Source organism: Neisseria iguanae (assembly GCF_003013245.1).
Lineage (GTDB): Bacteria > Pseudomonadota > Gammaproteobacteria > Burkholderiales > Neisseriaceae > Neisseria > Neisseria iguanae.
Map to the genome: position 1 here is coordinate 1 of NZ_PXYY01000017.1, position 24,167 is coordinate 24,167.

Below are 24,167 nucleotides of genomic sequence, written 5' to 3' on the forward strand. Positions count from 1 at the left end.
GCTTAAAAACAAAACCGATGCTGCAGGCGCAATTCACAACGGCAAACTGCTCAACCGGGTTGGGTCTTTGCTATTGCCGGAATTACCTCAAAACAGTGCGGCCGTGACGGATAATGCCGCGTTTCATAAAAGAGCTGATATTCAAGATTTAATTGAAGGTACAGGTCATACGATTTTTTGGTTACCGCCTTATCGTCCTGACTTTAACCCTGTTGAAAAATATTGGGCTCGGATTAAGAAAATACGTCAGGATTGGCGGCTTGACTGCATCGATACCCTTTTCTTTTACTTTATGCGGATTTGTACTGTTTTTTAATTTCTTTGACTATAGTTAAATCACTTTGAAATGATGCGGCATTAGCCTGCCTTGCCGTATTACCTGTACTGTCTGCAGCGGGCTGCCTTGTCTCATTTCCAATTGAATCGACTATAAAGTTTGCCCTTATGGGAAAATGTCGGATACGGGGTACCGACCTGCTCCATGTGTTCATTTTGGAGTTAATCAACTATTAAAGGCTGTCTGAAAGTAAAATACTTTCAGACAGCCTTTAATAGTATGGCTCAAGCTACTTTATACATTCACTTTTTCGGCAACTTCGTTGTAGTTGGCGATTTCGTTAAAGTTCATGTAGCGGTAGATTTGGTCGCCTTTTTCATCGATGATACCGATGTTGGCTTGGTATTCTTCGGTGGTTGGGATTTTACCCAGTTTCGAGCAAATCGCCGCCAGCTCCGCCGAACCCAAGAACACGTTAGTGTTTTTACCTAAACGGTTCGGAAAGTTGCGGGTAGACGTGGACATCACAGTTGCCCCTTCGCGTACTTGTGCTTGGTTACCCATACACAATGAGCAGCCAGGCATTTCCATACGTGCACCGGCACGGCCTAATACGCCGTAGTGGCCTTCGTCGGAAAGCTGTTTCGCGTCCATTTTGGTCGGTGGCGCAATCCACAAGCGAACCGGTGTATCGGTTTTGCCTTCCAAGAGTTTCGAAGCTGCGCGGAAGTGGCCGATATTGGTCATACAAGAACCAATAAACACTTCATCAATAACAGTACCTGATTTTTCAGACATGAAGCATACATCGTCCGGATCATTCGGGCAGGCGATAATTGGCTCTTTGATGCCGTCCATGTTGATTTCGATAACCGCCGCATATTCGGCATCGGCATCGCCTTCCAACAATTGAGGATCAGCCAACCAGGCTTCCATGGCTTTGATGCGGCGTTCCAAAGTACGGACATCTTCATAACCGTCGGCAATCATGTTTTTCATCAACACGATGTTAGAAGTCATGTATTCGATGATTGGCTCTTTGTTCAGCTTCACGGTACAACCGGCGGCTGAGCGTTCGGCAGAGGCATCAGATAATTCAAACGCTTGCTCAACTTTCAAATCAGGCAAACCTTCTATTTCCAAGATGCGGCCGGAGAAAATGTTTTTCTTACCTGCTTTGGCAACGGTCAGCAAACCGTTTTTGATGGCATACAATGGAATTGCGTTCACCAAGTCACGTAAAGTCACGCCCGGTTGCAATTTACCGCTGAAGCGTACCAATACAGACTCAGGCATATCCAAAGGCATTACCCCTGTTGCAGCGGCAAAGGCCACCAAGCCGGAACCGGCAGGGAATGAAATGCCGATTGGGAAGCGGGTGTGTGAGTCGCCGCCGGTGCCGACTGTATCAGGCAACAGCAAACGGTTCAGCCATGAGTGAATCACGCCGTCGCCCGGGCGCAGAGATACACCACCACGGGTAGAGATGAATTCAGGCAATTCTTTGTGGGTGCGCACGTCAACTGGTTTTGGATAAGCGGCGGTGTGGCAGAATGACTGCATCACCATATCGGCAGAGAAGCCCAAGCAAGCCAAGTCTTTCAACTCGTCGCGAGTCATCGGGCCAGTGGTGTCTTGTGAGCCGACAGTGGTCATGCGCGGTTCGCAGTAAGTACCCGGACGTACGCCTTGACCTTCAGGCAGGCCACATGCTCGACCAACCATTTTTTGTGCCAATGAGAAACCGGCATTGCTTTCGGCAGGCGCTTGTGGCAGACGGAATTTTTCTGAAGCAGGCAAACCTAAAGCATCGCGTGCTTTGGCAGTTAGGCCGCGGCCGATAATCAAGTTAATACGGCCGCCGGCTTGTACTTCGTCCAGCAGCACTTGTGATTTCAACGCGAATTCGGCAACGGTTTCACCGTTTTTTACGATTTTGCCTTCATACGGCAAGATGTCGACCACATCACCCATTTGTAGGGCTGAAACGTCTACTTCGATTGGCAATGCGCCTGAATCTTCCTGTGTGTTGAAGAAAATCGGGGCAATTTTGCCGCCCAAGCATACGCCGCCGAAGCGTTTGTTCGGTACGAAAGGAATGTCTTCACCGGTGTGCCAAATCACAGAGTTGGTGGCCGATTTGCGTGAGGAACCAGTACCCACTACGTCGCCGACGTAAGCAACTGGATGACCTTTGGCTTTCAATTCTTTCAGTAATCTGATCGGACCCACTTCGCCAGGTTTGTCGGGGTTGATGCCCTCACGCGGGTTTTTCAGCATGGCCAATGCATGCAGAGGAATATCAGGACGACTCCAAGCATCAGGTGCCGGAGATAAGTCGTCGGTATTGGTTTCGCCATCAACCTTGAATACGGTTACGGTGATTTTTTTAGGAACAGCTTCGCGAGAAGTAAACCATTCGGCATCAGCCCATGATTGCAACACTTCTTTGGCATACGCGTTGCCTTTTTCGGCTTTTTCTTGAACATCATGGAATGAATCAAACATCAATAAGGTATGTTTCAAACCTTTGGCAGCGATTGGTGCCAATTTGTCATGGTCGAGCAGCTCAATTAATGGGTGAATGTTGTAGCCGCCAAGCATGGTGCCAAGCAATTCGGTAGCGTATTCGGCAGAAATAAGAGGGCTGGAAGCACTTCCTTCAGCAACGGCGGCCAAGAAAGAGGCTTTGACTTTAGCGGCATCATCTACGCCCGGTGGAACGCGGTTAACCAACAGGTCAACCAAGAATTCACCTTCGCCTTCAGGCGGGGTTTTCAACAGCTCGATTAAGTCGGCTGTTTGCTGTGCATCGAGGGCAAGGGCAGGAATACCAAGGGCAGCGCGCTCGGCGGCGGCTTTGCGATAGGCTTCTAACATCTCTTTGTTCCTTAATTATGGTATTTTTCTTCTGAGGGATTGCAAAAATTTACGTTAAAGATTGTGAACAATTATTCTCAGTATCATAGACTAATTTTCAAGAATTGAAAATACTCTTGTTGTAAGATGTAATAAAGATTTTTTATCATGTTAAAAATCAGGCCGTATGAAAAATATCTGCTACTAAAATAATGTTTAGACAACAGATTTTTCAGACGGCCTGATTATGAAATGATTTGATGTTACGGATTATTTGCTGCTTTTTTGTGTTTTCTTGGTTTCGGCTTTTGGCGTTTTGCAGGTGCTGCCGTCGGCCGACAGCAATTGCGGCGCTTCGCCTTTGTCAATCACGTTTTGATTGATGACGACTTTTTGCACGTCTTTCAGATCAGGTAATTGATACATGGTATCAAGCAGGCTGCGTTCGACAATCGAGCGCAAACCGCGTGCGCCGGTTTTGCGTTCCATGGCTTGTTTGGCAATGCTGCGCAAGGCATCTTCTTCGATTTCCAGCTCGACATCTTCCATGCCGAATAAGATTTGGTATTGTTTTACCAAAGCGTTTTTCGGCTTGGTTAGAATGTTGATCAGGGCATCTTCATCCAATTCGGCCAAGGTGGCAATCACCGGCAGGCGACCGATTAATTCGGGAATCAGGCCGAATTTGATTAAGTCTTCCGGTTCGACGGTTTCGAATAATTCGGAAATGTTGATGTTTTCGTCTTTGCTGTGTACGGCGGCACCAAAGCCGATGCCGCCTTTTTCCGTACGCTGTCGGATCACTTTTTCCAACCCGGCAAACGCGCCGCCGCAGATAAACAGGATATTGGTGGTATCGACACTGATAAATTCCTGATTCGGATGTTTGCGGCCGCCTTGGGGCGGAACGCTGGCTACCGTGCCTTCAATCAGCTTCAATAAGGCTTGTTGCACACCTTCGCCCGATACATCACGGGTGATGGAAGGGTTGTCGCTCTTGCGGGAGATTTTGTCAATTTCATCAATATACACAATACCGCGCTGGGCTTTTTCAATATCAAAATCGCATTTGCCTAGCAGCTTGGTAATGATTTGTTCGACGTCTTCTCCGACATAGCCTGCTTCCGTGAGGGTAGTGGCATCAGCCATCACAAAGGGCACGTCCAATTTACGAGCCAAAGATTGGGCCAGTAAAGTTTTGCCCGAACCGGTCGGGCCGATGAGTAGGATGTTAGATTTCGACAACTCGACATTGCCGTTGGCTTTCGGGTGGCGCAGGCGTTTATAGTGGTTATAAACAGCTACTGCTAAGGCTTTTTTGGCGTGTTCCTGACCGATAACGTGATCATCGAGATTGGCCACGATTTCCGCAGGAGTTGGCAGCGCGCCGGTTTTGGTTTCGGCGGTACCGGCTGGTTCGGCTGGGGTCTCGCTATCGGAATTTTGCAGCATCACACCGCAGGTTTCGACGCATTCGTTACAAATAAAAGCGTGCTCGCCTTCAATCAAATTTTTGACTTCGTGTTCTGACTTGCCGCAGAACGAGCATGAGCGTTTTTCTTCAGACATATAATTTATTCTTTAAGATATTAATATGAAAACCGCGGAGAAATCGTTCCGGGTTCCGGACGGATTTATCGGTAAAGCCGTCTAGTATAATGAGTATCAGTGGGTTTATCAAATTTGCGGGCAGATTGTTGCGAAAATTTCCATATCGCATTCAAAGTTTAGGGAAAACTTGCAAACAAACGCAAAGATTCAATAGCTTACTTTACATTTTTTTGAAAATTGTTGAAAATGTCGGGATATATTTATATTAAATGTTGAAATAAATCCGTGAAAGATACCGCTATGTCAGTAAAAAAATGGTGTAACAAATTAAGTGCGGCCTGCTTGGGCGTAGCACTTGCGGCAACTGCTTTTCCCGTTGCCGCCGATGATGTAGATGTATTGGGTCAGTTTTTAGAACAAAATTTCCCAACTCAGCAAGATCCGCTGGGTGCATTTGCCGAAACACAAGCCGGCAAAGTCGAAGCCCAAGCCATGATTGCAGGGCCGTTGTTGTCATCGCAATCTGCGCTGATTCTGAACAACCGCACGGGCGAAGTCTTGTATCAGAAAAACGCCAACCGCGTGATGCCGATTGCCTCGATTTCCAAATTGATGAGCGCGATGGTGATTTTGGATGCCAAATTGGATATGAACCAAATGGTAGAGATTACACCGGATGAAATTGACCGTTTGAAAGGTACCGGCAGCCGTCTGGGAATCGGCACGACCTTAACCCGCAGAGAATTGCTGCATTTGAGCCTGATGAGCAGCGAAAACCGTGCTACACATGCGCTGGGCCGCACTTATCCGGGCGGCATGGGTGCGTTTGTTGCGGCCATGAATGCCAAAGCGCAAAGTTTGGGCATGTATGACAGCCGTTTCTATGAGCCGACCGGTTTGGATTTCCGAAATGTATCGACGGCGCATGATTTGAGCTGTTTGGTTGCAGCAGCCAGCAAATATCCGTCTATCCGCTCAAATTCAACGTCTAACTATGGTTCGGTATATACCGTACGCGGTCGTCAAAGCTACAAAAACTCAAATGCCTTGGTGCGTGAAGGTGCTTGGGATATTGAGTTACAGAAAACAGGCTATATCCGTGAATCGGGCCGTTCGATGGTGGTAAAAGTCAATGTTCAAAATCAGCCGATTACCATCGTATTGCTGAATTCGCCAAGCTCGTTGACCCGGGTGAATGATGTGCGCCGTATTCAATCTTGGATGCTGCAATCCCGCTCGTAACATGTTGATTTAATAGGCTGTCTGAATATTATCGGTAAGATTGAAAAAATTTCAGATGGCCTTTTTGCGTACCATCCAAAACGCTTGTACAAAAACATTCTTGTTTTATATTGTGTACATTCATTGGGAGCCATTTATGACGATTCAGAAAAAACATTATGCTTGGCTGACTGCCGCAGTTTTGGCGGTCACGGGCTGCACTTCTGTAGCGGATATGGCCGGTTACGACACCGCCACGCTAAACGAAAGCGCGGCAAAAAACTACACGGAGGTGATGCGAAAAGCGCAAAGTCAGCGCGTTTTAGATACCACATCGCAAACGGCGCGTCGTGTGCATGCCGTATTCAACCGCTTGAAACCTTATGCCAATCAGGCCAATCAAACGGGTGTACCGTTTAATTGGCAGATGAATGTTATCCGCAGCAAAGAAATGAACGCATGGGCAATGCCGGGCGGCAAAATGGCGGTTTACACCGGCATGGTGGAACGTCTGAATCTGACCGATGATGAGATTGCCGCCGTGGTCGGCCATGAAATGACCCATGCCCTGCTGGAGCACAGTAAAAAAGCTATCGGGGGTCAAGTATTGACCGGATTAGGCGGTTCGATTTTGGCGAGTGCCACCGGTGTGAACGGTAGCTTGATTGGTTTGGGCGCCGATTTGACAGCGACCAAGCCATTTTCACGTCATCAGGAAAATGAAGCCGATGCCGGCGGTGTGCGCTTGATGGCGCAGGCCGGTTACAATCCGCAAGCGGCCATCAGCGTTTGGCAGAAGATGAATCAGACACAAAATGGCACATCGATTTCGGTATTGTCAACACACCCACCCGACCAATGAGACGCGGATCAACGCCATCCGTAAAATGTTGCCGGAAGTGATGCCGATTTACCAGCGCAGCAAACGTTGATTTTTAAAATTCGGTACATTAAATCAGGCCGTCTGAACAATTTACATTATCCGTAATGATTGTTCAGATGGCCTGATTTTATTGGTTCAGCTTAATTGGTATGGTGGAATCAATAAGGAATCGGTACAGGGTGTCTGCTACAGACGGTATGAAAAGGCAGGCTAACGCTGTACCCGTTTTTTGTGGTTTCACGATATTTTACGTTTTAAGGATTTCAAAACTTTACATCTGAATCGAACCGTCAACCGTGATGGTGATTTCTTCCGAACCCGGTGAGGCAGTTTCCACTGATTCCATGCTGATGCCGGAAGCGGATATTGGTGCGGCACGGTATATCTTGCTTTTGGTTATATTGTTTGAATGGACGGTATTACTGCCGATATGGCCTAAATTAATTTTGATGATTTTGTAATCGCGGTAGCCTAAGGCCTCGGTTAAGGTTTGTGCACGTTGTTTGAAGCGGATGATGGCTGACTTGCTCACTTCGTCAATCACGGATTCGCGCTTTTCTTTGGAAACGCTGAAATAGGTGTACTCGACATGGGCTTCGTTTTGGGTTTCGGCAATCAGGCGGTTGAGGGCGGCGAAGTCTTTGCTTTCCACTTTGAAATCGGCGTGTTCTTCCCAGCCTGTTTGGGTGCGCTTGCCATTGGTATATTGATAGCGCGGTGAGACATTGCGGCTGAGTAGTTCGGTTTTAAATGCACTGTTTTTGGCTTTGTGGTTGAAACGGTTGAATTTTTTAGTGAAGGCTGCATTCACCGATTGGCGGTCTTTCCCTTCGGCATGAACTTGGAAACGGGCAGTCACAGTGTCGCGTGGTACTTCCATGCCGGCACTTTCGGAAAATTCCACAACATTGTAATTTAAAGGTTCGGCAGCCGCGGGCAGGGCAGTTGCTAAAAAGAGTGCGGTTAAAGTCGGGCGTAACATGGGTTTTCCTTTAGGTTGTTATATAACCATAATCTGACATATTCTTATAAATATGAAGAATAGTGTAAGGCCGAGATCTTTGCAACCCCTTAATCTTTGGCGCAGTTCTTCGCGCTGTGTTTTATACCGCTTGCCTATTTTCATGATAGGGGCCTGCGCGTTCTCCGATGCTATTACCTTGATCTGTACTCAAATCCGGGAGGGCAAAGTCATCAGAGGTAAGAAACAGCTGCGTTGTTGGCCCGGCAGATGGAGAAAAGTAAGCCTGCAACCTCTCAAAGACGCATCACTTTTTAAACCTGTATGCGGTTTAACCGCATGATCAAAAAACATCAAACGGCACGGTTCTTTGTTGCTGCAGCCCCGAATCCCTAAAAGAAAATGGATCATGCCGTCTTTCCATAAGGTAAGGATAATGCGTTCAGCCTTGCCGTCGGTCTGCAGTCGGGCAAAACGGGCAAACGTTTGACTGATATTGCCGATTCCGGCCTGTTTTATGAATTTTTCCTCAATTGCCTTTCCGACTTTGTCCGAATATTTCATCCCATGCAGGGCTTCTTTTAAACGGTGATTGGTGCGGTTTCGCGGTGCGGGCGGTTGCGGCCGCGCCGGCTTGGTGTAGGTGTCTGTTTCAGTATTGTCTTTCAAATACGGCAAAAAATGCTGGCTTTCTTTACTTATCAGGCTGTCTGAAACTGTTTTACCCGCTCCGTTTCAGACGGCATTTGCGATGTTTTTGAAGATGGTTGTTCAACCGAAGAACCCCATTTTTACTTGAATCAGTTTCTCCAATTCGCGTAACACGCGGCGGCGGGAAACAAAGAAGATCACGTGGTCGCCTTCTTGCAGAATTTCATCGGTGTGGTGTCCCATAATCACTTCTTCGCCACGCACTAAGGCTGCGAAATGGCAGCCGGTCGGCCAGTTGATGTCGCTGATTTTGCGCCCGACAATGGCGGAGGTGTTTTGATCGCCGTGCACAATCACTTCAATCGCTTCAGCGGTACCGCGGCGTAAGGGATGAACGGCAACGACATCGCCACGGCGGATGTGTGCCAAAATCGAGCCGATGGTGGTCAGGTGGGGTGAAACCACGATATCGATTTTGTTGCCTTCCAGCAAATCAACGTAGCTGGAGCGGTTGACGATGGCAATCACACGTTTGGCGCCGAGGTTTTTCGCCAACAGGCTCGACATGATGTTGTTTTCATCATCATTGGTCAGGGCGCAGTAGATATCGATTTCATCAATGTATTCTTCGTTGAGCAGCGATTCATCGTTGGCGGAGCCGTGCAGAACCAAGGTATTGTCGAGATTTTCTGCCAGCCATTCGGCACGGGTGGCGTTGTATTCGATGATTTTGATGTCGTATTTACCTTCCAGCTTTTTAGCCAAACGGTAGCCGATGTTGCCGCCGCCGGCAATCATGATTCGGCGGTTGCGTTGCTCTTTTGGCCGCAATTCGCGGATGATGGCATCGATATTGTCGATATTGGCCACAAAAAAGACTTCATCACTTTCGATAATCACGGTTTTGGACGATGGCACAATCAAGCGGTTGTTGCGGTAGATGGCGCAGATTTGGCAGTCGATGCCCTCGGGCAGGTGGGCGTTGATGTCGGCAATTTCTTTGCCGACCAGCAAACCGCCTTGCCGTGCCTGTACGATGACCATCTGTACTTTGTTGTCGGCAAAATTCAAAACCTGCAACGGGCTGCTGTAACTGAGCAGGCCGACCAATTGCTCAGTGACCAATTGCTCCGGGCTGATGGTTTCGGTGATGTCGAAGATGTTTAAACTGTTGCTGTCTTCGCCTTCTTTATTGGGATAAATGTATTCCAAATATTCGCTCGAACGCACGCGGGCGATGCGGTTGGGTATATTGAAGATATCGGCGGCAATTTTGCAGGCGACAATATTGGTTTCATCGCTGCGGGTCAGTGCCAGCAGCAAATCCGAATCGGCGGCTGCGGCGCGTTCCAATACGGATGGCGATGCACCGTTGCCGATGATGGTTTGCACATCAAGCTTGCTGCTGAGTTGCTGCAGTGCTTTTTCATCGACATCGACAATGGTAACGTCGTTGCTGGGTAGGGAAGCGAGGTTTTGGGCAACGGTCGAACCGACTTGGCCGCTGCCGAGAATCAGGATTTTCACGGTATTTTGGGCTTGGATAAACAGAATGTGTTTATTGTATAACAAAGGCCGTCTGAAAACATGTTTTCAGACGGCCTTTGTTGGTTTGAATCGGTTTGTTGTGATTCAAAATCACCTTACCAGTAACCCAATACTTTCCACCACATGATTCCGATGGTGCCGAAAATAAGCAGTTCGAGCACGCTCATGATGAAGCCGGCTTTCCACCATTCCTGCATGGTGACGAAGTTTGAGCCGTAAATCACCGGTGACGAACCGGAAGCGTAGTGGGTAAGCGACATCATGATGCCGGAGGAAGCGGCCATCACCAAGGCAAACAGCATAGGTGGCGCACCTAAAGCCAAGCCTGCGCCGTAGAATGCGCCGAACATGGCAGTAACGTGGGCAGTACCGCTGGCAAACATATAATGCGAATATACATAGGCACCCACCAGCAAGGCACAACCGCCGACCCAGTCCAAGCCCATGCTGGCAATGCCGGCTTGCAGGTAATCAGACAGCCAACCGATTAAGCCCAATTTGTTTAAGAAATTGGCCATCATCACCAAGGCGGCAAACCAAACGATCGTATCCCACGCGCCTTTTTCTTTCAGTGCGTCCTCCCAAGTCAATACGCCGGTAAGCAGACACAGTGAAAAACCCAAGAATGTAGTGGCGGTAGCGTTGATTTTCACACCGAACAGCATTTCCGGTATCCCTGCCCACAACAGCAGCAGCAGCAGGAAAATCGCCAGCATGATTTTCTCATCACGCTTCATCGGGCCCATTTTGTGCAATTCTTCTTTGGCCAAAGCAGTGGCGTTGGGGGGTTGTTTGATTTCAGGCGGATACAGGAAATACAGTACCAACGGCATAATCAGTAAGGCCGCCATACCGGGCAACACCATCGCCATGAACCAAGTACCCCAAGTCAGGTGGATGTCGGAATTGGTGGCTTTGGCTACCAATTCGACCACCAAAGGGTTTGGCGCGGTAGCGGTAATGAAGATGCAGCAGGTGATGATGTTGGCGTGGTAATTGACCAAGGCCAGATATTTGCCGATTTTGCCTTCTGTGCCTTTTTCGGGGTTGGAGTCAAAGCTTAAGGCAATGGATTTCATAATCGGGTGCACAATCGCGCCGCCGCGTGCGGTGTTGCTCGGTGTGACCGGCGCGATGAACAAATCGGCAATTGCCAAGCTGTAGCCTACGCCCAAGGTATGTTTGCCGAACCATGAAATCAACAGATAACCAATGCGCGCGCCCAAGCCGGTTTTCAGAAGGCCGCGCGAAATCATAATGGCGACACCAATCATCCAAATCAACGAGTTGTTCAAGCTGCTCAAGGCATCTTTCATCGCTTGGCCGGCCGGATTTTTTACCGGCCTGCCGTCTGCCAATTCCGGTACGGTCACACCGGTGAGTGCCACCAGAGTAATCGCCAACATCGCCATCGCACCAATCGGCATGGCTTTGCCGATAATGCCGGCGATAATGCCGACAAACAAGGCCAACAAGTGCCACGCTTGCGTCGACACACCTTCCGGCACCGGAATGCCGAACCAAATCAGCAGCGTCAACGCCAGCGCGACCACCGCAGGGATAGGCTTAAAACCCATGTTTCATCTCCAATCGAAGTATCGTCAAAATTGTTTTCAGACGGCTTTTTTAATCAGTAGGCCGTCTGAAAGATTAAAAGAATGTGCAATTGATGTTTTTCTTATGTTTTCAGGCGGCCTTGAAATATACAAAGCAGTCTGTTTTGGTATGGTTTCTATGTTTGATAGCGAGTCAGGCGGCATCATGGCACAAAACATTGAGGCCGTCTGGAATCTTAGCCAAACACAAAAGGATTGATGATATGCATCAATTTTCAGACGGCCTTTTTAAGAATGTGTTTTGTAAAGGCCGTCTGAAAAACAGGTTTACTCGTGTTCGCCCGGTGTCAAACCGTATTCTTCAGGGAAGGTGCGCAAGGAGCTTTGCAACACAGTCACTGCACCGTCAATCAGCCCGCAGCGGCCGCTTCTCGGCAGCAGTTGGCACAGGCTTTGCAGCGCGCGCAAATCGTCTGCGGTGCCAATACCGGTGTCCACGCGGTTGAGCAGGCGCGACAGTTGGAACGTGCCGCCTTTGCACGGCGGGCATTGGCCGCAGGAATTGGCCGCGAAAAATTCTACGTATTCCGATACCTTACGCACCACGCTGGTGCCTTCCGAAATCACAATCATGGCGCCGGTGCCGAGGCTGGATTTACGTTCGCGCACGGATACAAAATCAAGTGGCACATCCAAATCTTTAGCTGTCAGCAAGGTGTTCGACGGGCCGCCGGTGAACACGGCTTTAAAGGTGCGGCCTTCGAGCATGCCGCCGCCGTATTCAAAAATCAGCGTGTAAAGTGTAGTCCCCATCGGCAATTCGTACAAGCCCGGGTTCAATACGTCGCCGGATAACGAATATAGTTTGGTGCCGACCGCATCGCCTAAGCCTAAGTTGCGATACCACTCTGCGCCTTTGGCCAAAATCTGCGGAATATTGGCGAAGGTTTCGGTATTGTTAATCAGCGTCGGTTCGCCGTTGACCCCGCTTTCGGCAGGGAAAGGGGGCTTGCGGCGCGGAAACGGAAAATTGCCTTCCAGCCATGAAATCACTGCGGTTTCTTCGCCGCCGATATAGCGGCCGGATGTTTCCACCAACTGCAGATCCAACGGCCTGCCGAGATAGTTTTCAATACGGATAAACAAATCGCTTTGTTTCCATTGCCCAATCGCCGGAATTAGCGAAGCGATGGATTCGGTTTGGTGCGGATTGACATACAACACCACTTTGTTGGCACGACACGCCACTGCCGCAATCAGCGCGCCTTCAATCACTTGGTGCGGCGTTTGCGCCAGCAAAACACGGTCTTTGAAAGTGCCGGGCTCGTCTTCATTGGCGTTGCACACGACATATTTGTCGCCGGTTTTGCTTTGTGCCGCTACGGCAGCTTCCCATTTGCGCCAAGTCGGGAAACCGGCGCCGCCCATGCCGCATAAGTTGGCTTCTTGCAGCTTGGATACGATGTTTTGCGGGTCGGCCAATGCCGCCAGCAAGCCTTCGCCGCCGCCGACATTGCGCCAAGCAGCCAAATCCGCGCCTGCACGGCGGGCAGGGTGTAATAAGTTTTGGTTGGCCTGATTCATGATTGGACCTCCTGCAAGCCTGCGTGTTCGCGTAAATCAAATGTGCCGTAATCCGGATACAATATCGGCGCTTTCACATCGCTGGTTAATCCGGCACGGGTCATTTCACGTTGCAAATCATGCACATGATCGACACCGCCGCGCACTTTTTTCAAAGGCAGGCCGCAGTTGGCCGCCGCCACACCGGCACGTCGGCCGAAGCTGATGATGTCGAGCAGGGCATTGCCCATCAGGCGGTTGCGTCCGTGAATGCCGCCGGTTACTTCTCCGGCAGCATATAAACCCGGTACGGTGGTCGAACCATCGTTGTTGATTTCCATGCCGCCGTTTTGATAGTGCAGCGTCGGGTGAATCATCACCGGTTCGACTTTCGGATCTAAGCCGCATTTGTGGGCAACGTGGCCTAAAGTCACCAAACGGTTCAACACTTCGGGATCGTTTTCAATCAGGCGCGGTGTATCCAAGAATACGCCGACCTGACTGTCGCGCACCACACCGCGGCTTTCGGCTACTTCTCGCAAAATTGCTGCCGCCACCACATCGCGAGGTTGCAGTTCATCGACAAAACGCTCGCCCAAACCATTCACCAATTTGGTGCCTGCCGAACGCACGGCTTCGGAAATCAAAGCCCCGGCCAAATGCGGCGGGTGTGCCACGCCGGTCGGATGGTATTGGAAAGAGTCGACATCGCGCAATTTTACGCCGATGCGGTAAGCCATCACCAAACCGTCAGCGGTTGCACCGTAGTGGTTGGACGTGGCAAAACCCTGCAAATGCAGACGGCCAGAACCGCCGGTTGCCAGCACCACGGATTTGGCGTGTACCAGCATCAGGCTGCGTTTTTCCAAATCGTACAAAATCGCGCCGACGCAGCAGCCGTGTTCGTCCGACAACAATTCAATGGCCGGATGGCGGTTGAGCTGGGTGATGTTTTCATCGAGCTCTATCGCTTCACGCAACACGCGCATCATTTCCAAGCCGGTGAAGTCGCGGTAGTGCAGAATGCGTGGTACGGTTGTACCGCCCGCCCGCTTGCGGCTCAAATGGCCGTTGTTGTCGGCACCTTGTGCCAAATCAAAAGTCATGCCCAAGCCAATTAGCCAACGGATGGCCGACGGCGCATCGGTGACCATTTGTGCCACCAAGGCTTTTTTGGCCGCGTTATGACCGCCTTTGATGGTGTCGTCAAAGTGTTGCTGCAGGCTGTCTTCCGTGCCGACTGCTGCTTGAATGCCACCTTCAGCCATCACGGTGTTGCTGTCGCCGATACGTAATTTGTTTGCCATCATCACGCGGGCACCGGTTTCGCTGGCCGACAAAGCAGCCGCCGCACCTGCACCGCCGCCGCCAATCACCAATACATCAGTGTTGGCGTGTCCGGCACGCGATAAATCATAATCATCAATCAAAGGCCGGCTGATTAAGAGTTTCGCCAAATCAGGATGGCAGTAATCGCCCGTGTTAGGGCCGATGGGCAGTTTGATACGCGCATTTGGTTGGTAATCGGGATGAAAACGGCTCAATAATTCGTCTTTCGGTGGTAAATCGGTACGCATTTCCAATGAAGATGCGCGTAGATTGGCCAACGCGGTTTCGTAATCAATGCCTGTCACTTGCTTTTCCATTTCAGACGGCCTCCTCTTCAAATTCCACACGCATTGTGCCGCTGTCGATTTCACGCAGGCGGCGCATCAAATCCACCGGACGCAACGTGCGTGCGGCTTTCATGCGGCGGGCAAACAAGCCCAGATGGTTGGGGCGGATGTGTTCGGGACAGGCGAGGGTACACAAATTGCACATCACGCATTGATCAAAGGTATCCGTTGCCGCGCCAAAATCACCCAGTACGACTTGCGCCACCCCGTTTTCTACTTGTAAGCCTTTCGGACAAGCGCGGTTACAGCCGCCGCAATGGCGGCAGTTTTGCGCTTCAGGGAAGGATTTGGCCGTGTCGTCAAGCCAGTTCCAACCGTCGCCGATTTCTTTGATGTCGTAATACTGGATGTGCTCGGGGATAAAGTAATCAATAAAGCTCACCTGCATACCGGCTTCGACTTTGGTTTCGCAAGCCAAGGCGGTGGTGACATCGCGTTCGCCTTCTTTGCGTACCATGCAGCGGCAAGAGCCGCATACGCCTTGACCCATGCAGCCGACATTGGCGGTAATCGCGCTACCGGCGCGGGCATAAGCCTGGATAATGGACGAGTCGGGCGAAGCGTGTACTTCGTGGCCGTCGATGGTGAGGGTAATCAAATCACTCATGGGTTGTGTCCTGTTAAAAAGGAAAAAGCAATGGTTTTGTATTTTTATTACACAGCTTTGATTTTAAAAATCCGAGTAAGTTTATCAGGAATTTTTCGTTATAAATCAAGGCTTATTCAATAGGGTGAGTGTAACAGAAATCGAAGTCAATTTGATGGCAGGGGGGGATTGGATGAAGCCGTCTGAAGGATTGTGAACAAAAAAAGTGTGATTTTGGGCCGTCTGAACACTAATAAACTGATTATTAAAGAAAAATAATTTCATGATGGATAGCGGTTAAAGAAAATCTGGCTTAGATTTAAGAATAAATATCATTATTTATAAATAGGAAATTTTTATAAATAATTGAATATAATTGAGAAAAATGAAATATTAGGCTGCGCTATAATCGTGTTATTTAATTTCATTAATTGCATGTAACTTGATGTTGGTCAAACGCTGCCGTTAAAAAGATGACAAAGATTTTGCGATTGTGTAGTTTAAATTATAGCAAAAGGCCTTCTGAAAACAGAATGATAGCGAGTTAGGTTTGAAAATAGCCTTATACACGGTAATTAGCCGATATATGCAAAGTTTAACCATTGCTTTGATGGAATGTAAAATTAATCCAAATTAATATGCGGATAAAAGATTAATGTCCTTAAAATCTGAGTAAATTTATCAATTATTAAATTGAATATAAGTCAAAAGATTAGTAAATTCGGACTGTTTTTCTGATTTTAAAACAAGCATTATGACGGCTGCAACAGGCCGTCTGAAAACAGGCTGCATCAAATAAAACACGAACCAAGCTTTTTTCTAAAAAGGAACTGCCATGACCATCATCAAACAAGAGGATTTCATCCGCAGCATTTGCGATGCTTTCCAGTTTATCAGCTATTACCACCCGAAAGATTATATTGACGCGCTGTATCAGGCGTGGCAGAAAGAGGAAAATCCCGCGGCCAAAGATGCGATGACGCAAATTTTGGTCAACAGCCGCATGTGTGCCGAAGGCCACCGCCCGATTTGCCAAGATACCGGTATTGCCACCGTATTTTTGAAAGTCGGCATGAATGTGCAATGGGATGCCGAAATGAACGTGGAAGACATGGTCAACGAAGGTGTGCGCCGTGCCTACACTTGGGAAGGCAACACTTTGCGTGCCTCCGTGTTGGCCGACCCTGCGGGCAAGCGCCAAAACACCAAAGACAATACACCCGCTGTGGTTCATATGAGTATTGTGCCGGGTGATAAAGTCGAAGTGACTTGCGCGGCCAAAGGAGGCGGCTCGGAAAACAAATCCAAACTGGCGATGTTGAACCCGTCTGACAATATCGTTGATTGGGTGCTGAAAACCATTCCGACCATGGGTGCAGGCTGGTGTCCGCCGGGTATTTTGGGCATCGGCATCGGCGGTACGCCTGAAAAAGCCGTATTGATGGCAAAAGAATCCTTGATGGATCATATCGACATACAAGATTTGCAAGCTAAAGCGGAATCGGGTGCCAGGCTTTCGACCACCGAAGCACTGCGTTTGGAATTGTTTGAAAAAGTCAACGCATTGGGCATCGGCGCACAAGGTTTGGGCGGCCTGACCACCGTGTTGGACGTGAAAATCTTAGATTATCCGACTCATGCCGCATCCAAACCGATTGCCATGATTCCAAACTGCGCGGCTACCCGCCACGTTGAATTTGAATTGGACGGTGCAGGTCCGGTAGAACTCACTCCGCCGGGCGTGGAAGACTGGCCGGACATTACCTACAATCCCGACAACGGCAAGCGCGTTGACGTCAACAATCTGACCAAAGAAGAAGTGGCTACTTGGAAAACCGGCGATGTATTGCTGCTCAACGGTAAAATCCTGACCGGCCGAGATGCCGCGCACAAACGCATGGTCGATATGTTGAACCAAGGCGAACAATTACCGGTTGATTTCACCAACCGCCTGATTTACTACGTCGGTCCGGTTGATCCGGTAGGAGATGAAGTCGTAGGTCCTGCCGGTCCGACCACTGCTACCCGCATGGACAAGTTCACCCGTCAAATGCTGGAGCAAACCGGTCTGCTCGGCATGATCGGCAAATCCGAACGCGGCGCAGCCACCTGCGAAGCCATTGCCGACAACAAAGCCGTGTATCTGATGGCGGTTGGCGGTGCGGCGTATCTGGTGGCCAAAGCCATCAAAGGCGCGAAAGTGCTGGCATTCCGCGAATTGGGCATGGAAGCCATTTACGAATTCGACGTGAAAGACATGCCGGTTACCGTAGCGGTGGACAGCGACGGCCAATCCATCCATGCCATCGCACCGAAACAATGGCAAGCCAAAATCGGTATTATTCCAGTCGGAAGCTAATTAGGCTTAACCAATCGCTAAGGCCGTCTGAAAAATGTTTTTCAGACGGCCTTTTTTCATATTTGTCACAATCAACTAATATATAAACCTAATAAAATCAAGTGTTTGTATTTCTTTCATGTCGCTGTAACACAGTTTTGCCAAGCTGAAGCCGATTTCACCACAAACCACAAAAAGGAACGCACAATGTCTCCACCCCCCCCGTGGCTGCCGCAAACTGTTTATTCCCGATGCCAATGTGATGTTGCATGACCCGTCTTGCCTGTTCCGTTTTTAGGAACACGACATTTTCATTCTGACGGTGGCTTTGGAAGAAATGGACAGCCACAAAAAGGCTGGTCGTATGTGGCGCGCAATGCCTGCCAAACCAGCTGTTATCTGGATAAGCTGCTCAACGCTGGGCCGCATGGTCTGCATCAGGGCATTGCGTTGAATGTATTGGGGCATGCCGATGCTAAGGGTAAATTGTTTTTACAAACCAAAATACTGCAAGCCAACTTGCCCGAAGTCTTGTGCGGACAAAACGGCGACAATCAGATTTTGGCGTGATGATGAGCCTGTCGCACCGCATTTGCGGCGGTTACGATGATGTCGCGCTGGTGTCTAAAACCCCAATATCTGCCCTAAAAAGCGCTCGCTGGGCTTAAATGCCGAAGACTACACCAACGATAACGTATTGGAAGACAGCGATTATTCTATACAGCGGTTTGAGCAGGCCCGCGCATTTGAATTTGTGGCAGGAAAACGGCCGCGCTTATTACCGCGTCGAAGGCAATGATACGCCCGATTTACTGCCCAACGGATTATTGGTGGACGAACACGGCGAACCGCCTTTGAGGGCGGCGGTGTGATAGAGCAAAACCACGGCAAAGTGTTGCTCGAAACCTTAAAAGATTACAGCGGCCGAAACAACGTACTCGGCAGTTCCGCCCGTAACCGGAGCAAAATTTCACCTTGAATTTATTGATGGATCCCGAAATCGAGTTGGTAACGGTTTTAGGGTAGGCCGGTACCGGAAAAACGCTGCTGACCTTTGCCGCCGCTTTGCCGCAAACCTTTGACGGCAAACGCTATAGCCTGTTAACTTAAAAATGAGTATAAATTTTTCCCATACCGTCTGAAACCTGAAATCCGTCACTCCCGCGCAGGCGGGAATTCAGAATGTTGGTTTTCAGTAATTTTTTACAGGTTCCTGTACCGGCAGAACCGGATTTCCGCCTGCGCGGGAATGACGGCATTCGGATATTTCTGTGCCCATTATTTAGTAAAACAGCTATAACAGCGAAATTATCATGACCCGTATATGCCGTACCGGTCGGCGAAGACATCGTTTTTTTACCGGGTGTGGAAGAAGGGAAAATGAATCCTTGGGTGGGTGCGCTGGAAGACAATTTAGAAGCGTTGGTCCAGCAAAACGACGGCGATGAATTCAGCGCATGGGCGAAAAAAGCCACATCCGACTCAATCCGCGTCCGCATTAAAGTGCGCTCTCAATTTCATGCGCGGGCGTACGTTTCAAAACAAATTCGTGATTATAGATGAAGCGCAAAAGCTGAACGTCAAACAAATGAAAATCCTGATAACCCGTGCAGGTAAAGGCATGCAAGTAGTGTGTTTGGGCAAATTGGCACAAATCAATACGCCTGATCTGACCGAAGGCAGCAGCGCTTGAGTTATGTGGTCGAGCGGCTCAAAGGTGGTTGGCAACACTACGGCCACATCACACTAGAACAAGGCGAACATTCACGCCTGTCGGATTTTGCGGTGGAAGTGTTGTAGGGTAAAGAATAACCAGGCCGTTTGAAAAGGTTTCAGACGGCCTGTCATTTTCCTAAAGGAGGAAATTTACATCCGTCCTATCAACCTTTCGTCAACCCAAAACTCTGTGCCAGTAATTCCCAAACTAAATCCGCATCTACTTCCACTAACACCAAGCTCACCCAGTGGGTTTTGTTCATGTGATAAGCCGGTAGAACGCCTTCAATCTGTCGCAATCCGCCCACCATTTCCGGCGGGCATTTCACGTTTAGCAAAACCACATTGCCATCGCCTTTACGGCTGATTTTTTCAGCGGTCACCGGCATATACGTCCCGAACCATTTCTGCCTGCAGTCGGCATGGCGGAAGACGGCATATTCGGGGAATTTTGCCCACAAATATTGCGGCTCAGCGCTAAAGCGTTCTTCAATACCGCTAAATAAAGTTTCCCTATCCATATTCAGACGGCCTGTTTCGGTGGCAGAAACGCATCCAAGCGCGGATTATCGTCACGTGGAATCAGGCGCGGACGGCCTTCATGGTCAATAGCGACAAAGGTGAAGACTGCTTCTGTTACCAGCTCAAGCAGAATATCCGGCTCATCGGCAACAAAAGGTTTCACCCATACTTCCACTTCGATTTTCAGCGACGTATTGCCTACGCCCAAACAACGCGCATACACGCCGACCACATGGCCGACCTTTACCGGCCGCAGAAAACTCATTTCCTGCACCGAAACCGTCACAATCCGCCCTTGCGCGATTTCCGCCGCCAAAATGCCCCCGCCCAAATCCATCTGAGACATAATCCAGCCGCCGAATACGTCTGAATTGGTGTTGGTGTCTTTCGGGCGGGCGACCGTGCGCAGCATCAATTCACCTTACGGCTTAGCGTGTGTGGTGTGGTTTTCGCTCATGTTCCTTCCCCTGTTATCATCAAAATCACACTTCATTTTACGATGAAAACAGGCCGTCTGAAAGTCGGAATTTTAGGTTTCAGACGGCCTGAGATTTTTGCAGAATCCCTATTTTTGGCACATTTCTTCATTATATTATGCGCTGCTCGAAAGTCTGCCTATCTAATTGATATATATTTACTTTCTGCGATGTTATAACTTCGGACTGTACTCAAATCCGGGTTTTTACAAAATCCTCAGTTTGTGTTCGATGTGAAAATTTTGCCAACGATTCTTAAGGATTTTCCTATGTACCCGATTCGCGGACCTCACCGCAGCGGCTTACTGCCGGTATCCGATTTTCATCAAATCTATTGGGAGGAATCCGGCAATCCCGACGGGTGGCTGCCGGTGATTTTTCTGCACGGCGGCTCGGGCGCAGGGGCTTCGCCTGCATGTCGCGGATTTTTTAATCCCGGTGTTTACCGTCTTGTGATTATCGACCAACGCGGTTGCGGTCGCTCGCTGCCTTATGCCTGCGTTGAAGAAAATACCACTTGGGATTTGGTGGCCGACATTGAAGCCGTACGCACCATGCTCTGCAGTGAAAAATGGCTGGTGTTCGGGCGGCTCATGGGGCAGCACTTTGGCTTTAACCTATGCGCAAACCCATTGATTGGTGTTGCGCGGCATTTTTCTGTGCAGGCCGTCTGAAACTGCCTGGCTGGACGGGCAGGGCGGTGTGGGCCAGATTTATCTGCAGCAATGGCAGCAGTTTACCTCGCCGATTCCCGAACACAAACGCGCCAATCTGATTGCCGCTTATCACGAATTATTACACGGTGAAGACGAGCAAGGCCGTCTGAAAGCCGCCAAGGCGAGGGCGGATTGGGAAAGCTATTTGGTGCGGTTTGAACCGGAAGAGGTGGACGAAGACACGCAAGCATCGCTTGCCATCGCCTGCATTGAAACGCATTATTTTGTTCACCAAGGCTGGTTGCAGAATGATAAAGCGATTTTGAACAACATCAATAAAATCCGCCATATCCCGACCATCATCTGCCAAGGCTGTTCTGATTTATGCACCCCGATGCAAAGCGCATGGGAATTGGCGCAAGACTTTCCCGAAGCGGAATTGCGCATAGTGCAGGGCGGGCATTCTTCGTTTGGTGAAACCTTGAATACGGCGTTGGAAGCAGCGGTGGCGGAGATGGTGGAACGGGCGGATTGGTAAGGTTGCACAAGGCTGTCTGAAATTTCAGACAGCCTTTATTCATTCTGAATCAAGCCTGTTCGTTCCAGCGTCCAATCGATTCTTTAATCACTTTTTTGGCTTCTTCCACATCGCCCCAAGATTCGACTTTGGTGGCACCTGCTTTTTTCAGGTCTTTGTAGTGGTTGAAGTGGAATTCGATTTGTTTGATCAATTGCTGCGGCAGGTCGGCCAGTGATTGGTAGGCGTTGCCGTTGTTGCGGTCGTCGGCCGGTACGCAGACGATTTTGTCGTCCACTTCGCCATCGTCAACGAATTTCATCACGCCGATGACGCGGGCTTCTAAGAAGATGCCGGTGGCCAATGGCTGCTCGGTGACCAACAATACGTCGAGTTCGTCGCCGTCTTCGTCCAAGGTTTGCGGAATAAAGCCGTAGTTGGTCGGCTTGGCGAAAATCGCAGGCTCTACTCGGTCGAGTTGGAAAACGGCCAGTTTGCGGTTCCATTCGATTTTGTGGTTGCTGCCGCAAGGGATTTCGTTGACTACGTTGATGATACCGCCGTCCACATCGCCGGGGGTGAGGATTTTATTGAAATCTGCCATTGTTGTTTCCTTTATTCAGGTCATTTAAATTGGCTAGAGTATAGCAGTTTGATGGCTGTCTGAAAATGGCGGTAACAGTTATGAGACCCGAAAAAAAAATACCCCGATTTACATCCGAACACAATCTGATCGGATATGTCGAACAGCCTTTTCAATCTTTTTGGTTTAAGTGTTTTCCCAATCTCAAAATTGCCTCCCGGTTGGAGGGTGAAAACACTTTTTCAGCAGCATCGGCTATCGGTAGCCATTGGTAGGCAGAGTGTTCTTCAGGTTGAAGCCTGATGGTGCTGTTGCGTGGGATGATTGCAGAAAACACATGTTCAATATTATGGGTTACACCTGGTGGGTAGCGGTAGCGCCAATGCGGATAGATTTCGTATACGCTGCTGTGTTGCCAGTCGTCAAGCTGGCCGTCTGAAAGACGGATACCGGTTTCTTCCCATACTTCCCGCACGGCAGTCTCAAACGGTATTTCACCGTCTTCCACGCTGCCGGTAACAGATTGCCAAAAATTTTGCCGATCGGCGCGCTGAATCAATAAAATGTTGCCGCAGCCGTCGTGTAAAACCACCAGTGCAGAGACAGGACGTTTGAGCGGTTTAACCATTATTCTTTGATTCTTGGGTATCAAGCGCGGGGTCGCTGCGGGTGCCGGCTTCTCTAACTTTCAAGCCTGCTTTCAATACAGCCATGCTACTTGGTGTCTGCTGTTCGTTAAGTATGCGTACTTCGCGTTGCGGGAATGGAAATTCAATATCATTTTCATTGAATTTTTTCCATATATCCATCAAAATCGCCGAACGCAGCATTGCAAACCCGTTTTCAGGGTCTTTCACCCAAAAACTGACGCGCAGGTTGATGCCGTTGTCAGCAAAATCCACCAGCATTGAAGAAGGGCTCGGATTTTGAGCCACCCGTTCTTGCGCGGCAGCGGTTTCTTTCAAAATTTCCATCGCACGTGTCAAATCAGAATGATAGGCCACTTGGATATCCAAGCCCTGTAAAAGCTGTTTGTCGGTGTAGGATTCATTAATGACAGTCGAATTGATAAAAGTTTCGTTTGGAATGAGTGCCTCAGTGCCGTCTGGTGCTTTCAATACTACGAAACGCGAGGTGATTTGGGTAACATAGCCGGTAAAATCATTAACCGTCAAACGGTCGTTCATGCGGATCGAACGGTCACCTAAAATAATGAAACCGGAAATATAATTGCTGGCGATTTTCTGCAAACCAAAACCGATACCGACACCCAATGCCCCGCCGAATACAGACAATACGGTCAGGTCAATGCCCACCAGCGGCAATGCAATCAATACGGCCAGCACTGCCATCAGTGTTTTTACCACTTTCGACAAAATCATGCTCAAGTTGGTATCAAGACTGCTGCGCAACAAGCGGTCACTGATAAAACGTGCCAACCATGAAGCTAACATCAGCATGATGCCGATCCAGATGATGCCTGTCGTGATGGTATAAAGATTGAGCTTTACCGAACCGATGGGAATAATAACCGACTGCATGCCTTCTATCAAAATATCGTCAATACCTGATACCCATAAAATAAAACCTATCCATAAAGCCGTCGAGACCACGCGTTCCAACCAATCTACCAATCGGTTTTTCGGCAGGGCAGCATTCACTACTGCTAATGCAATGCGGATCAAGATCATCCAGCGCGATGCCAGAATCAGCAGTTGCAGCCAGATGGAATGGAAACCGCTGAGTGTACACACAAAAATTGCCACCAAACCGATTGCCAGCATCAATACCGGCCATATCAGCCGACGGCCTAGATGATATAAAAAATGCCGGTTTTCATTAACAGATAACGGCAGAAGGCGCTGAATCAAATAATGTGAAGCAAACAGAGATGCCACCATCAGACCGGCGACACAGGCTAACTCTATCCACAACACGGGCTGATTCCAATTTTGTTCCAGCAAATGGGCGAGAAACACTTGTGGCGCAAACAAATCGCCGAAAAGATTGTGAAGAGTTTCTTTCAT

At 49.2% G+C, this 24,167-nt stretch carries 22 protein-coding genes and 2 pseudogenes; 10 read left to right on the plus strand and 14 right to left on the minus strand.

Going from position 1 to position 24,167, the window contains the following annotated elements:
- A partial coding sequence (locus C7N83_RS04360; protein ID WP_211296575.1) for a transposase occupies nucleotides 1–316 on the plus strand: 316 nt, incomplete at its 5' end.
- A 255-nt stretch (nucleotides 317–571) separates the two neighbouring features.
- Here C7N83_RS04360 and acnB read toward each other — a convergent pair.
- On the minus strand, nucleotides 572–3,157 hold the full coding sequence (acnB, locus tag C7N83_RS04365; RefSeq protein ID WP_106740902.1) for a bifunctional aconitate hydratase 2/2-methylisocitrate dehydratase: 2,586 nt from the start codon (nucleotides 3,155–3,157) through the stop codon (nucleotides 572–574).
- 249 nt (nucleotides 3,158–3,406) lie between these two features.
- Nucleotides 3,407–4,705: an ATP-dependent Clp protease ATP-binding subunit ClpX gene (gene clpX, locus C7N83_RS04370; protein ID WP_106740904.1), complete on the minus strand. Its 1,299-nt coding sequence runs from the start codon at nucleotides 4,703–4,705 to the stop codon at nucleotides 3,407–3,409.
- Nucleotides 4,706–4,987: 282 nt separating this feature from the next.
- Between clpX and C7N83_RS04375 the strand changes: the two genes are divergently transcribed.
- Both C7N83_RS04375 and C7N83_RS04380 read left to right on the plus strand, forming a co-directional pair.
- The gene (locus C7N83_RS04375) at nucleotides 4,988–5,929 is read left to right on the plus strand and encodes a serine hydrolase (RefSeq protein WP_106740905.1); all 942 of its coding nucleotides are present in this window, start codon (nucleotides 4,988–4,990) and stop codon (nucleotides 5,927–5,929) included.
- A 136-nt stretch (nucleotides 5,930–6,065) separates the two neighbouring features.
- Nucleotides 6,066–6,840 (plus strand): annotated as a pseudogene (locus C7N83_RS04380) (M48 family metallopeptidase).
- A gap of 222 nt (nucleotides 6,841–7,062) precedes the next feature.
- Here C7N83_RS04380 and C7N83_RS04385 read toward each other — a convergent pair.
- The 4 genes from C7N83_RS04385 to C7N83_RS04400 form a co-directional block, all read right to left on the minus strand.
- Nucleotides 7,063–7,773 carry an SIMPL domain-containing protein gene (locus C7N83_RS04385; RefSeq protein ID WP_106740907.1) on the minus strand — a complete coding sequence of 237 codons (711 nt, stop codon included), beginning with the start codon at nucleotides 7,771–7,773 and terminating at the stop codon, nucleotides 7,063–7,065.
- Nucleotides 7,774–7,962: 189 nt separating this feature from the next.
- The gene (locus C7N83_RS04390) at nucleotides 7,963–8,430 is read right to left on the minus strand and encodes a hypothetical protein (protein ID WP_106740909.1); all 468 of its coding nucleotides are present in this window, start codon (nucleotides 8,428–8,430) and stop codon (nucleotides 7,963–7,965) included.
- A 93-nt stretch (nucleotides 8,431–8,523) separates the two neighbouring features.
- The gene (gene trkA, locus C7N83_RS04395; protein WP_106740940.1) at nucleotides 8,524–9,930 is read right to left on the minus strand and encodes a Trk system potassium transporter TrkA; all 1,407 of its coding nucleotides are present in this window, start codon (nucleotides 9,928–9,930) and stop codon (nucleotides 8,524–8,526) included.
- 116 nt (nucleotides 9,931–10,046) lie between these two features.
- On the minus strand, nucleotides 10,047–11,528 hold the full coding sequence (locus C7N83_RS04400; RefSeq protein ID WP_106740910.1) for a DASS family sodium-coupled anion symporter: 1,482 nt from the start codon (nucleotides 11,526–11,528) through the stop codon (nucleotides 10,047–10,049).
- Here C7N83_RS04400 and C7N83_RS04405 point away from each other — a divergent pair.
- The gene (locus C7N83_RS04405; RefSeq protein ID WP_106740912.1) at nucleotides 11,527–11,766 is read left to right on the plus strand and encodes a hypothetical protein; all 240 of its coding nucleotides are present in this window, start codon (nucleotides 11,527–11,529) and stop codon (nucleotides 11,764–11,766) included. The two genes, C7N83_RS04400 and C7N83_RS04405, sit on opposite strands and share 2 nt — an antisense overlap.
- A 68-nt stretch (nucleotides 11,767–11,834) precedes the next feature.
- Here C7N83_RS04405 and C7N83_RS04410 read toward each other — a convergent pair whose 3' ends face one another.
- From C7N83_RS04410 to C7N83_RS04420, 3 genes are read right to left on the minus strand one after another with little or no spacing between them, the layout of a single operon-like run.
- Nucleotides 11,835–13,091, minus strand: a complete 1,257-nt coding sequence (locus C7N83_RS04410; protein ID WP_106740914.1) for a complex I 51 kDa subunit family protein — start codon at nucleotides 13,089–13,091, stop codon at nucleotides 11,835–11,837.
- Nucleotides 13,088–14,716: an FAD-binding protein gene (locus C7N83_RS04415; RefSeq protein ID WP_106740915.1), complete on the minus strand. Its 1,629-nt coding sequence runs from the start codon at nucleotides 14,714–14,716 to the stop codon at nucleotides 13,088–13,090. The genes C7N83_RS04410 and C7N83_RS04415 overlap by 4 nt, the downstream gene beginning before the upstream one ends.
- A 1-nt stretch (nucleotide 14,717) precedes the next feature.
- On the minus strand, nucleotides 14,718–15,353 hold the full coding sequence (locus C7N83_RS04420) for a 2Fe-2S iron-sulfur cluster-binding protein (protein WP_106740917.1): 636 nt from the start codon (nucleotides 15,351–15,353) through the stop codon (nucleotides 14,718–14,720).
- Nucleotides 15,354–16,167: 814 nt separating this feature from the next.
- On the opposite strand from C7N83_RS04420, the gene C7N83_RS04425 reads away from it, so the two are divergent.
- The 5 genes from C7N83_RS04425 (at nucleotide 16,168) to C7N83_RS15750 (ending at nucleotide 19,363) form a co-directional block, all read left to right on the plus strand.
- Nucleotides 16,168–17,691: a fumarate hydratase gene (locus C7N83_RS04425; protein ID WP_106740918.1), complete on the plus strand. Its 1,524-nt coding sequence runs from the start codon at nucleotides 16,168–16,170 to the stop codon at nucleotides 17,689–17,691.
- A gap of 345 nt (nucleotides 17,692–18,036) precedes the next feature.
- On the plus strand, nucleotides 18,037–18,240 hold the full coding sequence (locus tag C7N83_RS04430; RefSeq protein ID WP_106740920.1) for a hypothetical protein: 204 nt from the start codon (nucleotides 18,037–18,039) through the stop codon (nucleotides 18,238–18,240).
- Nucleotides 18,241–18,416: 176 nt separating this feature from the next.
- Complete coding sequence (locus tag C7N83_RS16550; RefSeq protein ID WP_281256735.1) at nucleotides 18,417–18,542, plus strand: hypothetical protein; 126 nt, start codon at nucleotides 18,417–18,419, stop codon at nucleotides 18,540–18,542.
- A 508-nt stretch (nucleotides 18,543–19,050) separates the two neighbouring features.
- Nucleotides 19,051–19,233, plus strand: a complete 183-nt coding sequence (locus tag C7N83_RS15745; protein ID WP_245911124.1) for a hypothetical protein — start codon at nucleotides 19,051–19,053, stop codon at nucleotides 19,231–19,233.
- Nucleotides 19,220–19,363, plus strand: a complete 144-nt coding sequence (locus C7N83_RS15750) for a PhoH family protein (protein WP_245911125.1) — start codon at nucleotides 19,220–19,222, stop codon at nucleotides 19,361–19,363. The genes C7N83_RS15745 and C7N83_RS15750 overlap by 14 nt, the downstream gene beginning before the upstream one ends.
- Before the next feature lie 187 nt (nucleotides 19,364–19,550).
- Here C7N83_RS15750 and C7N83_RS04440 read toward each other — a convergent pair whose 3' ends face one another.
- Both C7N83_RS04440 and C7N83_RS04445 read right to left on the minus strand, forming a co-directional pair.
- On the minus strand, nucleotides 19,551–19,907 hold the full coding sequence (locus C7N83_RS04440) for an MmcQ/YjbR family DNA-binding protein (RefSeq protein WP_106740921.1): 357 nt from the start codon (nucleotides 19,905–19,907) through the stop codon (nucleotides 19,551–19,553).
- A 2-nt stretch (nucleotides 19,908–19,909) separates the two neighbouring features.
- Nucleotides 19,910–20,320 (minus strand): hotdog domain-containing protein, encoded by a 411-nt coding sequence (locus C7N83_RS04445; protein ID WP_106740923.1) that lies wholly within the window; start codon nucleotides 20,318–20,320, stop codon nucleotides 19,910–19,912.
- Nucleotides 20,321–20,653: 333 nt separating this feature from the next.
- On the opposite strand from C7N83_RS04445, the pseudogene pip reads away from it, so the two are divergent.
- Nucleotides 20,654–21,578, plus strand: a pseudogene (gene pip, locus C7N83_RS04450) (prolyl aminopeptidase).
- A 49-nt stretch (nucleotides 21,579–21,627) separates the two neighbouring features.
- Here pip and C7N83_RS04455 read toward each other — a convergent pair.
- The 3 genes from C7N83_RS04455 to C7N83_RS04465 all read right to left on the minus strand — a co-directional run bounded on the left by C7N83_RS04455 (nucleotide 21,628) and on the right by C7N83_RS04465 (nucleotide 24,167).
- A complete protein-coding gene (locus tag C7N83_RS04455; protein ID WP_106740925.1) occupies nucleotides 21,628–22,161 on the minus strand; it encodes an inorganic diphosphatase in 534 nt (177 codons plus the stop codon).
- A gap of 151 nt (nucleotides 22,162–22,312) precedes the next feature.
- Nucleotides 22,313–22,768: a dihydroneopterin triphosphate diphosphatase gene (nudB, locus tag C7N83_RS04460; protein ID WP_106740926.1), complete on the minus strand. Its 456-nt coding sequence runs from the start codon at nucleotides 22,766–22,768 to the stop codon at nucleotides 22,313–22,315.
- On the minus strand, nucleotides 22,761–24,167 hold the full coding sequence (locus C7N83_RS04465; protein WP_106740928.1) for a mechanosensitive ion channel family protein: 1,407 nt from the start codon (nucleotides 24,165–24,167) through the stop codon (nucleotides 22,761–22,763). Before C7N83_RS04465 ends, nudB begins: the two co-directional genes overlap by 8 nt.